Raw genomic sequence first — 13018 nt, 5'->3', positions numbered from 1 at the left:
ACCGTGTTACATTATGGGGTGGCAAAGATGTTTTGAATTTTTTAAATGTGCAATGCTCTTAACGTTTCTTTTTAGCATTTGGGTAACGCATTCTGTAATCTGCATTCGTTTTCCCTTTACTAATATTCGTTAATTTACCTTTAATCAAACGCTTTTTTAATGCAGAAAGTTTATCTGTAAATAAAATTCCTTCAATATGATCATATTCATGCTGAATTACTCTAGCAACAATACCAGTAAAATCCTCTGTATGCTCTTTAAAATTTTCATCGAAATAATGCACTTTAATATTAGGTTGTCTAAATACATCCTCACGCACATCTGGAATACTTAAACACCCTTCGTTAAAAGCCCATTCATCTCCTGACTCTTCAATTATAGTTGCATTGATAAAAGTTCTTTTGAAGTTAGATGTTAACTCAAACTCTTCTTTACCCATCTCTTCTTCATCTGCAAATGGCGAAGCATCCACTAAAAATACGCGGATAGCTTTCCCTATTTGAGGAGCAGCTAAACCTACACCGCTAGCAGCGTACATGGTCTCGTACATATTATCAAGTAGAGCCTCTAGATTAGGGTAATCCTTATCAATATCTTCACATTCTTTTCTTAAAACTGGATCGCCATAAGCGACAATTGGTAATACCATTGTTGTACTTTTTTCTTTAATCAATTATTGTAATTCTTTTATAAAGCAAAGCCGAAATATTAACGATAACGCATATAGTTCTGTAATATGATAGTTGCTGCTATTTCGTCTATTAACGCTTTATTCCTTCGTTGTTTTTTCTTTAAACCACTATCAATCATTGTTTGAAATGCCATATTACTGGTATAACGCTCCTCTTCACGAGCGATAATCATATTAGGAAATTTAATCTGAAAACCATTTATAAAGTTTTGAATATTTCCTTCAACATCCGATGGAGTACCATCCTTTTGCGTAGGCTGCCCTATGACAATGGTGTCTACAAGCTCTTTTTCTAAATACTCAGCAATAAAAGGCATTAAATTATGCGTTTCAACTGTTGTCAAACCACTGGCAATTAGCTGTAACTCATCAGTCACTGCAATGCCTGTACGCTTAGTTCCATAATCAATAGCAAGTATTCGTCCCATTCTCTGCAAAAATAAGGCTTTACTTAATAGTACGCTAAAAATGTAAAAGTTATTGATTGGGGTTGTTATATTTGCTATAAGATTCATCTAAATTTATACCAAAAACGTTGAATTATTAAAATTTCCGAATAAAACATCATTTTAAAAATGAACGAATTAAAAAATAAAATAGAAGCAGCATGGGAAGATCGTTCCCTATTAACTAACCCAGAAACTATTGCAGCAATTAGAGAAGTTGTAGCATTATGTGATGCCGGAACTCTTCGTTGCGCAGAGCCTAATCCTGATTCTGAAAGTGGATGGCAAGTAAACGAATGGGTGAAAAAAGGTGTTGTACTCTATTTCCCAATCCAAAAAATGGAAGCATTAGAAACGGGTATTTTTGAATACCACGATAAAATTCCGTTGAAAAAAGGCTATGCAGAAAAAGGTATTAGAGTAGTTCCTAATGCTGTAGCTCGACATGGAGCTTACATCTCTAAAGGTGTTGTAATGATGCCAAGCTATGTAAACATTGGGGCATATGTTGACGAAGGTACTATGGTAGATACTTGGGCAACCGTAGGTAGCTGCGCACAAATAGGTAAAAATGTTCACCTGAGTGGTGGAGTTGGAATTGGTGGAGTATTAGAACCTTTACAAGCTTCTCCAGTAATCATTGAAGATGGTGCTTTTATTGGGTCACGTTGTATCGTTGTTGAAGGAGTTCGTGTAGAAAAAGAAGCTGTTCTAGGTGCTAACGTAGTATTAACTATGAGCACTAAAATTATAGACGTTACAGGAGATACCCCTATCGAAACTAAAGGTGTAGTCCCTGCAAGATCTGTTGTAATACCGGGAAGTTACACTAAAAAATTCGCAGCTGGTGAGTTTCAAGTTCCTTGCGCACTTATTATTGGAAAACGTAAAGAGAGTACCGATAAAAAAACTTCGCTTAATGCTGCATTAAGAGAATATGATGTTGCAGTATAAATACTATTAAATGAATAGAATAACTATTGCCACATTAGCTAGTATACTATTGCTATTCATATTAGGATGTAATGACACATCCACTTCTACTAAAGAAATTTTTAACGGGTTCGCTTTGCAACCCGTTAATTTTCTAAATAAAAAAGTCTACATTCCAAGTAATTATACAAAAACAAATCTTGATGAATTAGGCGAAATGCTAACACAAAATCCAGATCTAAATAAACTGGATAAGATGAATTATAAATTTGCAACTTCATCTTACGACCAATCTGGAAATGTTCCAGTTTTATACCAAGACTCTATTGTTAACACAAACTCCATTTGGTTTTTACCTGGTGCATACACCCCTATAAACAAAGGATTGGTAAACGAGTTTGTAAACGCTACAGAAAGGCAATTCTTAAAACCCGCTGAGCAACAAGGTGTATCTTTTGACAGATTAGAAGCTAAATTTATTACTCAACATTCATTAAAAGCTATCAAAGTAAAATACCAGTTAAAAACCGAAAATAGCACACGCTACTTTACACAATTTATAATTACAAAAAATCTAGAAACGTATTCAATGGTAGTTCTCCACGATTATAATGAAGATTTTCAAAAAATTCTAAAGAGCTTGTAACTAGTCAATAATATTAGGCTTTAACTAGAAATATATAATTACTTTCTCCTTCTTAATTTCTTTCTATTCACTTTACGCTGAAACTCTTTGCTATACTTTGACATTAGCATATGTATTTCAGTTTCAGAAACTCCAGCTAACTTAGCATACACTGGAGCCATTACATTTATCATTTTTTTAGAAAGCCACAAGCGTCTAAAATTATGCATTCTCTTTTCAAGAGACATTTCACCAAATTTCATCCTATTTAAATCAATCAAATAAAACTCATATTGTTCTGGAGAAACTTTTTTAATCAACGTGTTTCCTGGCGAATGATCTAAAAACTCAATACCTGCTTCGTGTAACTTAAATGTAAAAGCAGCAAACTGACGCAAGATGATATCGCGTTCTGGATATAGAGGAGTGTGGTTTAAAACTCTAAAATCTAAATCGTAACTTAGATGAGCACTAATATAATAACTTTCTGCTATACCACCTTTTTTATTAATTGCGTAAGCAATGGGTGCTGGAGTATTAATCCCCTTTTCGGTTAGCAATTTTGCATATTCAAAAGAACGCTCTGCTTTACTTTTACGTACATATGCATAGACGATGCTTTGGAAAAAATTCGGCTTTTTAAAACTTTTAATATTCACTACTTTTTGTCCTAAACCTGCCTTTTTTATAACATTACGGTCACCCTTAGTGACAAAATTTTCATTTTTATCAAAACCTAAAAGTAACGCAATAATCGCTTCGTGTTGCGATACGTAATCTGGATGTATGATAATTTCTAAATTCATGTGGTTTTTCAGTAAAACGGAATTAAAATCAGTCAATATTGATTTAAATTTACCTTAAAAATAGCTACTTTGCGAAGGTAATGATAGTGAAACAAATTCTCGTAATACAAAACAAACGAATTGGCGATGTACTCATCTCCTCTGTTATCGCAAATAATATAAAAAAGGTATTTCCGCAGAGCGAAGTAACTTATTTTGTATACGATTATACCACAGGTGTTTTAGAAAATAATCCCAACATAGACCATATAATTTCAGTTCAAGAAAAGGTATTAAAAAAACCTTTAGAGCTTATGAAAATGGTCCGCCGTATTCGTAAACAGAAATTTGACATCATTTTCGATCCTTATTCTAAATTACAAAGTAGGCTAATTTGCCTGTTTTCTAAAGCCGAAACGCGCATAGGATTTAAACGAGCTCACAAAACATTAAAGCTTCCTTTTTTTACACATCCTATTAATTTTGCTGAACATCGTACTAAAAGCTGTGGAAAAGCTATTGAAGATCGTATTAATATGATTGAGTCTGTTTTCGGTTTAGAAAACCCTGAGTACGCGCCTAAAATATTTTTAACAGCCGAAGAAAAAAAATACAATCCTGTTTCCGAGGTAAAAAAACCTGTGATTATGCTTGGCGTGCTTGGAAGTACTCCACAAAAATCGATGCCGTATAATTATATAGCCAAAATCATAAATTACATTACTAAAACTTATAACGGAACAATATTATTTAATTACGCACCACACCAAAAACCTGAAGCTCAAAAAATCTACGAACTCTGTGATAATAAAGAGCAAATCAATCTTGATATTTACGAAGACAGTATTCGTGGTTTTATAAAATTGATGAATCAATGCGACCTACTTGTAAGTAATGAAGGAGGAAGCGTACATATTACTAAAGCACTTGATGTTCCCACTTTTACAATTTATTCGCCTTATGTCAATAAAGAACATTGGTGCAGTTTTGAAGATGGAAATGATCACGACTCTATTCATTTATTAGAAGAGAAGCCAGATTTATTCAACACATTTACACTAGAGGAACGCCGTAAAATTGAAGAGAACCCAGATGCCTTATATCAAAAATTAACCCCAGAAATGATTCTAGAAAAACTAAAACCATTTTTAGAATTACATTTAAACACCGCCAAAAAATAATATGAATATACTCGACAAATTCCATCATTGGCGTCGTAAAATGCGCTGGGACAAGCAATACAAAAGTGGTCGCTGGGATAGTTTAGCAAGTGAAAAAGAACTAAAACGTTACCAACAAATAATAGACTACATAGAAACTCACGGAAATAAAAACCCAAGTGTTATGGACATTGGCTCTGGTGATGGAGTTTTAACAATGCGAATGCAACAAACACCCTACTCCTATTTTCTAGGTTTAGATTTTTCTAAAGTATCAATCGAAAAAGCTAAAGCACGAAAGCTTCCTAACGCCGAATTTGAAACGGCTGATGCGATCACATATATCCCAAAAAGAAAATTTGACGTCATTATTTTTAACGAAGCATTCTACTACATTCACGATACCAAAAAACAAGAAGTATTAGACAGAATGATTAGCGCATTGAATGGAGATGGAATCATAATCACTTCTATATACAGAGAAGGAACAGGTTGTTGGGAGTTTTTTAAAGATCACACAAACCTAAAAGAACTAGACTTTACTAATGTAACTACAGACGAGGAATTACGCTATTGGAAAGTGGGAGTTTACGCTAAGTTGTGAGAGTGAGTAGTGAAATTATTTCTCAATTCCGTACTCCGTCCAAACCTTATTTTCTTTTTTAGTAGTTGCCCTAATCGCTTTGTTTTTCACAATCATATCTTCCGTTACATAACCACGAGCGTGAGCTAAATGTATAGTGACAGCACTATAACGTATTTGAACACCTTGAACGCCATAGTTTGTTAAACGCTCTCCAAGCTCCCTATCTTCACCTCCATATTGCATTCGCTCATCAAAACCATTTACCGCTAAAATATCCTCTCGCCACCCTGAAGCATTATTTCCATCCCAAGTAGGCGTTGTTGTTGTAATAGTATTCAACAAACTTTCCTTAGCTCCTTTTGAAGTAAGCTTATTCATTTTAAACGATTTTTTCTGCCCATTAGCCACTAGCCAATCCACATCAAAGCAAGTTTGCTTTTCAATATCTTCTTTACTTACAGCTTCAGAAATAGGTTCGCATAGTTTATAATAACCACCAGATAAAAAATACCCTTTTCGGCGATGTTTTAAATGTTTAAAAATAAAATCGTTTCTTGGAATACAATCTCCATCAGTAAAAATCAAATAATCTCCCTGACTTGCAACTATGGCTTTGTTTAAAATTTTAGTCTTTTGAAAACCATCATCTTCTTGCCAAACGTGGGTAATTCTCAACTTAGAATTTGCTATAAATCGATCAATAAGATTTTTGGTTTCATTTGTGGAACCGTCATCTGCAATTACAATTTCAAAATCTGAAACTTGTTGTTGCTCGAATCCCCATAAGGCTTTCTCAAGCCATCTTGGTTGATTATATGTACTTACAATTACTGATATTTTAGGTTTTTTATTCGGTTCTTTTAAAATACCGTGTTCTGTCCACGCCTTTTCAAGTTCGCGGGTTTCCTTTCTAATTGCTTGATTTTTTTTAATTGAAGCTTCATTTTTATAACCACGAGGGTGATCCAAATGCACTACTATAGCATTGTATCTAATTTGTTTAGACTTTATTCCTGCATTAAAAAGGCGCTCTCCTAACTCACGGTCTTGTCCTCCATACTGCATTTCCTCGTTAAGCCCATTTACTGCAATAATATCTTTCGTCCATCCAGAAGCATTATGTCCATTCCAGCTAGCATTAGTAGGTGTTATTAAATTTAAAATAGACGCCGTAACCTTTCCTGCAGTTAACTTTTGGTTTTTAAACGAGGTGTTCAATCCATTTTCTTTTAACCAATTAAGATCAAAACACCGCTCCTCGTAGATATCTTCTTTTGTAATTTTTTCTGAAATATTCATTGGCAACATAAAATATCCTCCAGAAAGAAAGAACCCTTCTTCACGATATTTAACGTGTTGCTCCACAAAATCTTTTCGTGGAATACAATCGCCATCACTCATTATTATATAAGGAGTACTGCATTGTAGTACCGCTTTATTTAAAATCTGAGATTTTTGAAAACCATTATCCTCGTGCCATACGTGAACTATTGGGTAAAAAACCTCCTCACGCAATTTATCTAATAATGCTTTAGTTTCAGGCCCAGAACCATCATCTGCTATAACAATTTCAAACATTCTATAGGTTTGATTGTTATAACCCAATAAGGTTTTCTCTAACCAATCTATCGCATTATATGTGCTAATAATTATAGAAGTATCCAGTTGTTGCATGTTTACAAAGATAGGACAAATTGCAGTTTTATTAATTCTGAAATATTAAAAACCAAACAACTATTAGAATCAATTTATCTTAATATTTTCTTCTGAAATATCAATTATCCATTCGTATTTCTATAATTTTGAAGCGTGTCTACACTTACAGTAATCATACCCACGTATAATGAAGCCGCCTATATCATAGACGCGCTCAAGTCTGTTGCTTTTGCTGATGAGATAATCCTTATAGATTCGTTTAGTGATGATGAAACAGTAGCGCTAGCAAAACCACTAGTTACGAAAGTTTTAGAACGAAAGTTCGATAATTTTAGTGGTCAGAAAAATGCAGCTTTACAACACGCTACTGGTGATTGGGTGCTGTTTTTAGATGCAGATGAGCGTGTTACACAATCGCTCGAGCAAGAAATTAAAGCTACAATTGCTAATCCTAAACACGGAGGCTACAAAATAAATTTTCCACATTTTTATATGAACCGTTTTCTATACAGCCACAGTGATGATGTGCTTAGATTAGTAAAACGAGAAGGCGCTAGTTACAGCGGTAAAGTACACGAAAAACTAACCTGCGAAGGATCTATTGGGAAACTTGAAAATAAAATGCTCCATTACACCTACAAAGGTTTAACCAATTATATCACTAAAAAAGAAAGTTACGCCTGGTATCAAGCAGAACAACTATACAACAAAGGTAAAAAAGCGACATTATTTCACTTTTTCTTTAAACCCATTTATCGTTTTTTTAGTTCGTTTATTTTAAAAGGCGGATTCAAAGATGGTGTTCCAGGACTTACTGTTGCTGCAGTAAATGCTTACGGAGTTTTTCAGCGTTACGTAAAGCTGAGACTCCTTTATAAAGGAATGAGGTAATAATAAAGCTTTAAAATTTTGGCTTAAAAAAACTTGCCGAATCTAACTTTACGCTTAAACTTTCTTAATGAAAACTCCCCTTTCACATCAATACGCTGTATCTCGAAAGGATCTTTAAAAGGAAACGTATTTACACGATTCCCAATACGTAGTCCATACGCAAAACCTGCATCACGAAGCTGATTTTTAAATTGTAGATTAGACGCAGCGAGTTTTGGAAATTTACCATAAGGATACGCCATAAAAGGTCCAAAAGACATATCGTTTTTATCTAGCGTTTCAAAACTTAACCGTACATCTTCAGCAACTTCAGGAATTGTAAGCGCATCATATTTTCGGTGAGCATAACTGTGGTGCGCTAATTCTACAGTGCTAAGGTCTAATGTTTTTAAAGTTTCCGAAGTCATTATTGGAATCTCTTTAGTATGCCACGAATCGTTAGTACCTAAATATTTTAAAGGAATAAAAAAGGTCGCTTTAAACCCATACTTTTTAAGCAACGGAAGCGCGAACTCTCTCTGACTCTCGAAACCATCATCAAAAGTAATGACTACATTTTTTTTAGCTGGCAACTTTTTAAGTATCAACAACTCTTTTAAATGATACGAAGTGTACCCCTTTTTAGAAAGGTACTGCAACTGCTCCTCAAACTTAGCGGCTGAAATTGTCAACCCACTACCCTCCTCTTGGGTGATGTGGTGATACATTAAAATGGAAAGTCTGCTCAAAATTGCTACGGTGTTATCTTCGTAAAATTAGTATTTTTACCCAAACATTTACTAGTATTTGGAAAATCTACCTAAAATCTCTGCAGTTGTCATCACACTCAACGAAGAAACTGCTTTGCCAGCCTTCCTTGAAAGCCTTTGGTTTGCAGACGAAATTATAATTGTAGACAGTTTTAGCACAGATAACACTGTTGCTGTTGCTAAAAAACATTCAAAAGTCACTGTGTTTGAGAGAACATTTGACAACTTTTCCTCTCAAAAAAATTATGCGATTTCAAAAACTACTAATGATTGGTTAGTATTTTTTGATCCTGACGAGGTAATCTCTAAAGAATTGGCTTCGGAAATTTTAACCGAATTAAAGCAACCTAAAGCCATTGCTTATGAGGTAAACAGGACTTTTTATTTTATGGGGAAACGCATAAAATATAGCGGATTGCAGAATGATTATGTGATTCGGTTTTTCAATAAAAATTACTGTAACTACAACGGAAACCTAGTTCACGAAACAATGGAAACAGATGGCAAAGTAAGTCGTCTCTCCACTAAAGTACCACATCATACTTACAAATCGTTTGACGATTACACAGGAAAAATGCATAAATACAGTGACTTAAAAGCGCAAATGCTTTATGAAAAAGGAAAGAAACCAAATGCGTATCATTTTTTCTTTAGACCTTGGTACCGTTTTGTAAATCAGTATTTTTTTAAATTAGGAATCCTTGATGGTACAGAAGGTTTTATTTTAGCATACGTAAGTGCCTTCTCCGTATTTAAACGCTACGTTAACTTGTGGTTGCTGTATCGAAATATTGAATAATATATTTTAAATTTTTAAGTTCGATTTCGACTTCAAAACATAAGATTTTAAAAAACACCAAATGAAAACCGTATTCCTAGAAGCACATAATCTAAAAAACAAGTTCTCTGGTTTTGGGCAATTTAATTATCACTTAATTAAAGCCTTATCAAAACAGGAAACTCCTGGTTTTAAAATGATGCTCAATGTGCAAGATGTTATAGGAATGAAAGCTGAGTTTGGCAACTCCTTTAAATATAAACGCTACCAAAGTATACAACGCCACAAACCTTTCCGTATTAAAAAGAAATACAATCTTTGGCATTCTTTAAATCAGAATATTAAAATTGAACCTTTTTTTAAAATACCATATTTACTTACAGTACATGATATTCATTTTGTAACTGAAGGGTCTGAAACGTTACAAAAAAAATTAAGAGAAAAGTTTGAAGAGAAATTAAGCCGCGCAACGGCTATTGTCTACATTTCAAAATTTGCGAAGCAAGATACCAACAGCCATTTCAACGTGCCAAATATACCTGAATATGTAATCTATAATGGAAACACGATTACTGATGTTTCAATACCTGAAACGTTTAAGCTTGGCAAACCAACACCTGATAAATTTCTGTTCTCAATTGGCGATTTTAGTGAACGCAAAAACTTTAAAAGCCTCGTTTCTATGTTACCGTTTTTACCAGAATACAGTTTAGTACTGTCTGGAAACAACAGCTCCATTTATGCTGATCAATTAACACAATTAGCCGAAGATCTAGGCGTACAAAATCGTGTAATTCAAACTGGAAAAATAGGCGACGATGAAAAAAAATACTATCTCTCTAAATGTGCTGCTTTTGTATTTCCAAGTCATCGCGAAGGTTTTGGTATACCCCCCATTGAAGCTATGCGATTTGGGAAACCCGTATTTATTTCAAACAACACCTCCCTACCCGAAATAGGTGGTGAACACAGTTTTTATTGGGATCATTACGAACCACAATATATGGCTGGTACTCTTAAAAACGGAATGAAGAAATATAATGACCAAAAGGATTTTTATACCCAATGGTACATAGATCGCGCTAAAAGCTTTAATTGGGATACAACTGCCAAGGAATACATTAAGGTGTATCAAACAATTTTAAGATAATTTGGTATAGATTTGCACAATGCACGATATTGCCGTTATACTCATTAATTACAATTCATCTAAATACACTCTAGAGTGTATAAATGCTGTATATAAGCATACTTCGAGCGCTTTAAACATTCAAATAATTGTTGTCGATAACAATAGCGTACAAGCAGATTACAATAATTTAAAAACAAATTTTCCTGACAAATCTAATTGCACACTACATAGAAGTATTATTAACACAGGTTTTGGCGGCGGAAATATGCACGGTGCACAATATGCAAATGCCGAGTATTTGTTATTTCTGAATAATGATGCTATGCTACTCAATGACTGTTTAAGCATTTTAAAAACCTATATGGATGCACATCCAAAAGTAGGCGTTTGTACAGCTCAAAATTACGACGACAATAATCAATTAGTACCATCGTTTGACCATAACAAAGGATTACGTAGATTACTTTTAGGACGTGGATATTTAGAAAAATCAAACCCAAAACGGTATCCAAAACGTAAAGCTTCTTATTCTGAACCGTTGGAAGTTGATTGGGTAAATGGCGCTTTTTTGTTTTTTAGATGTGCTGCCTTTGAAGTAATTGGTGGTTTTGATACAACTATTTTTCTCTATTGGGAAGAAATGGATGTCTGCCATCGACTTAAAAAAGCAGGATATTCAACGTGGCTTATTTCCGAAGCTAAAATATTACATTATCAAGGAGTTAGCACAGGAACATCTAAACCTATAAGCAACGAAAGCTATATTAGTTACCTTTATGTAATTAAAAAGAATCGTGGTTATTTAAAGTATTTAATTATTAAAAGTTACTTGACTTTAGCAATTAGCATAAAGCCAAAAAAATGGTATCTATTACCAACAATCATAAAAGGAAATGCCTTAACAAGCTCCCTAAAACAACAACAAAAAATACGTTATGTATAAAGAAATTGAAGAAGCAATTGCTGTAATGAAACGTGGAGGAATTATACTCTACCCTACTGATACAGTATGGGGAATAGGTTGCGATGCTTCACATCCTGATGCAATTGACAAAATTTACAAGTTGAAAAAACGTGCCGATTCTAAGTCGATGATTTGTATCGTACACGATTTTAAAATGCTAAACCAATTTATCGAAGATATCCCGGAAGTTGCTTACGATATTTTAAAATATGCCGTAAAACCAACTACCATAATTTACGACGACCCAATTAGAGTTGCCGAAAATATAATAGCAGCTGATAATTCGCTTGGATTACGCGTAGTGCAAGATGAGTTTTGTAAAAAACTAGTGCGTAAGTTTAGAAGGCCTGTGGTTTCTACTTCAGCAAATATTAGCGGAGAGAAAACACCTAAAAACTTTAAAGAAATTTCGCAAGTAATTAAAGACGGTGTAGATTACATTGTTCCTTTTGCTCAAAATGAACAATTAGACACTCCTTCGGCAATTATTAAGTTGACGAAAGACGGACAAGTTAAAATAATTAGAGAATAATTTTTGAAACTAATTAAATAGTATATCGTTATTATAAAAAAATATTAAATGAATACATTAAGCTCCACGTGCAAAGTCTGCAATACCAAAAATGAAAACAAAACTTTTTTAGTTAAAGAAATGATGTACGGTACAAGAGAAAAATTTCTATATTTTCAATGTACTACTTGTAAGTGTCTACAAATTAATGAGGTTCCTGATAATTTGCATGACCATTATCCAACTGCATATTACAGTCTGGACGAATTTAAAGACAAACGATTTGAGGGTACCTTCGGAAATATTAAAAAATCATTATATAAGGCATCTGCATTAAATAAAGGTATTCTAAAACACTTTTATAAAGTAACAGAATTCCAATTCTTGAAACATTTGAATATTAACACAACTTCAAAAATTCTTGATGTGGGTTGTGGTAATGGTCGGAATTTTTTACACCCACTGGCAGAAGTAGGTTTTACAAATCTACTGGGTTGCGATCCATATTTATCAAAGGGTCTTTCCTACGATAATGGTCTTAAAATACTTAAAAAAGAAGTTTTTGACATTAGCACGAAATGGGATTTAATAACATATCATCACGTATTTGAACATCTTGAAAACCCTTTAGAGCATCTACATAAAATTTATGATTTATTAGAAGAAGATGGCGTTTGTGTACTCAGAATACCGACAGTTTCATCTTATGCTTGGGAACATTATAAAGAAAACTGGGTACAACTTGATGCACCACGACATTTATTTTTACACTCAACCGAAAGCCTTAAGATATTATCTGAAAAATCGAACTTTACGATTGACAAGATTTTATACGACTCCACAAATTTCCAATTTATAGGTAGTGAAAATTACATTAAAGACATCCCTTTAAATCAGAAGAAAGACAAACGATTCTTCAAAAAATTGAAAAGAAAATATCAAAAAGCAACATACAATATCAAAGCAAAAAACCTAAACAAAAATAATTTAGGAGATCAAGCGATTTATATTCTTCGTAAAAGAAGATTTAAATGATAATATGTAAAAAAAGTTTAAAATTATTTAATCTTATCTTAACCTAAAAAATTAACAAATAGCTTGTTTTTTGGAT

Annotated in this window: 14 protein-coding genes and 2 pseudogenes; 10 read left to right on the top strand and 6 right to left on the bottom strand. The window is 33.5% G+C overall.

The window, feature by feature from the left end:
- Window positions 1-58: 58 nt before the first annotated feature.
- Window positions 59-649, bottom strand: a complete 591-nt coding sequence (gene def, locus GBH57_RS05140; RefSeq protein ID WP_151673439.1) for a peptide deformylase — start codon at window positions 647-649, stop codon at window positions 59-61.
- A gap of 59 nt (window positions 650-708) precedes the next feature.
- Entirely contained in the window at window positions 709-1119 is a 411-nt protein-coding gene (ruvX, locus tag GBH57_RS05135; protein ID WP_151673007.1) for a Holliday junction resolvase RuvX, read from the bottom strand.
- Between the two features lie 147 nt (window positions 1120-1266).
- On the opposite strand from ruvX, the gene GBH57_RS05130 reads away from it, so the two are divergent.
- Together GBH57_RS05130 and GBH57_RS05125 are read left to right on the top strand one after the other, a co-directional pair.
- Entirely contained in the window at window positions 1267-2091 is an 825-nt protein-coding gene (locus tag GBH57_RS05130) for a 2,3,4,5-tetrahydropyridine-2,6-dicarboxylate N-succinyltransferase (RefSeq protein ID WP_151673006.1), read from the top strand.
- Between the two features lie 10 nt (window positions 2092-2101).
- Window positions 2102-2716: a hypothetical protein gene (locus GBH57_RS05125; protein ID WP_151673005.1), complete on the top strand. Its 615-nt coding sequence runs from the start codon at window positions 2102-2104 to the stop codon at window positions 2714-2716.
- A 38-nt stretch (window positions 2717-2754) separates the two neighbouring features.
- On the opposite strand, the gene GBH57_RS05120 is transcribed toward GBH57_RS05125, so the two are convergent.
- On the bottom strand, window positions 2755-3501 hold the full coding sequence (locus GBH57_RS05120) for a lipopolysaccharide kinase InaA family protein (protein ID WP_151673004.1): 747 nt from the start codon (window positions 3499-3501) through the stop codon (window positions 2755-2757).
- 86 nt (window positions 3502-3587) lie between these two features.
- Between GBH57_RS05120 and GBH57_RS05115 the strand changes: the two genes are divergently transcribed.
- Window positions 3588-4661 (top strand): glycosyltransferase family 9 protein, encoded by a 1074-nt coding sequence (locus GBH57_RS05115; RefSeq protein WP_151673003.1) that lies wholly within the window; start codon window positions 3588-3590, stop codon window positions 4659-4661.
- Window position 4662: 1 nt separating this feature from the next.
- On the top strand, window positions 4663-5244 hold the full coding sequence (locus GBH57_RS05110; protein WP_151673002.1) for a class I SAM-dependent methyltransferase: 582 nt from the start codon (window positions 4663-4665) through the stop codon (window positions 5242-5244).
- 15 nt (window positions 5245-5259) lie between these two features.
- On the opposite strand, the pseudogene GBH57_RS05105 reads toward GBH57_RS05110, so the two are convergent.
- Together GBH57_RS05105 and GBH57_RS16145 are read right to left on the bottom strand one after the other, a co-directional pair.
- Window positions 5260-6048: pseudogene (locus GBH57_RS05105) on the bottom strand (glycosyltransferase family 2 protein); the annotation flags it as partial.
- A gap of 33 nt (window positions 6049-6081) precedes the next feature.
- Window positions 6082-6900: pseudogene (locus tag GBH57_RS16145) on the bottom strand (glycosyltransferase family 2 protein); the annotation flags it as partial.
- 135 nt (window positions 6901-7035) lie between these two features.
- Here GBH57_RS16145 and GBH57_RS05100 point away from each other — a divergent pair.
- Window positions 7036-7773: a glycosyltransferase family 2 protein gene (locus tag GBH57_RS05100; RefSeq protein WP_151673001.1), complete on the top strand. Its 738-nt coding sequence runs from the start codon at window positions 7036-7038 to the stop codon at window positions 7771-7773.
- A gap of 23 nt (window positions 7774-7796) precedes the next feature.
- Here the strand turns inward: GBH57_RS05100 and GBH57_RS05095 are convergent, their stop codons facing one another.
- Entirely contained in the window at window positions 7797-8480 is a 684-nt protein-coding gene (locus GBH57_RS05095) for a polysaccharide deacetylase family protein (protein ID WP_151673000.1), read from the bottom strand.
- A gap of 79 nt (window positions 8481-8559) precedes the next feature.
- Here GBH57_RS05095 and GBH57_RS05090 point away from each other — a divergent pair, with 79 nt between their 5' ends.
- The 5 genes from GBH57_RS05090 to GBH57_RS05070 all read left to right on the top strand — a co-directional run bounded on the left by GBH57_RS05090 (window position 8560) and on the right by GBH57_RS05070 (window position 12942).
- Window positions 8560-9321 carry a glycosyltransferase family 2 protein gene (locus tag GBH57_RS05090; RefSeq protein ID WP_151672999.1) on the top strand — a complete coding sequence of 254 codons (762 nt, stop codon included), beginning with the start codon at window positions 8560-8562 and terminating at the stop codon, window positions 9319-9321.
- Between the two features lie 61 nt (window positions 9322-9382).
- Window positions 9383-10450 carry a glycosyltransferase family 4 protein gene (locus GBH57_RS05085; protein WP_151672998.1) on the top strand — a complete coding sequence of 356 codons (1068 nt, stop codon included), beginning with the start codon at window positions 9383-9385 and terminating at the stop codon, window positions 10448-10450.
- 19 nt (window positions 10451-10469) lie between these two features.
- Window positions 10470-11375 carry a glycosyltransferase family 2 protein gene (locus tag GBH57_RS05080; protein WP_151672997.1) on the top strand — a complete coding sequence of 302 codons (906 nt, stop codon included), beginning with the start codon at window positions 10470-10472 and terminating at the stop codon, window positions 11373-11375.
- On the top strand, window positions 11368-11928 hold the full coding sequence (locus GBH57_RS05075; RefSeq protein ID WP_151672996.1) for an L-threonylcarbamoyladenylate synthase: 561 nt from the start codon (window positions 11368-11370) through the stop codon (window positions 11926-11928). The genes GBH57_RS05080 and GBH57_RS05075 overlap by 8 nt, the downstream gene beginning before the upstream one ends.
- 48 nt (window positions 11929-11976) lie before the next feature.
- Window positions 11977-12942, top strand: coding sequence for a class I SAM-dependent methyltransferase (locus GBH57_RS05070; protein WP_151672995.1), 966 nt, complete (start codon window positions 11977-11979; stop codon window positions 12940-12942).
- The last annotated feature ends 76 nt before the right edge of the window (window positions 12943-13018 follow it).

It is taken from the genome of Patiriisocius marinus, from assembly GCF_008974325.1.
In the GTDB taxonomy this organism is placed as follows: Bacteria; Bacteroidota; Bacteroidia; order Flavobacteriales; family Flavobacteriaceae; genus Patiriisocius; species Patiriisocius marinus.
This window is presented reverse-complemented; position numbering and strand designations above follow the sequence as displayed.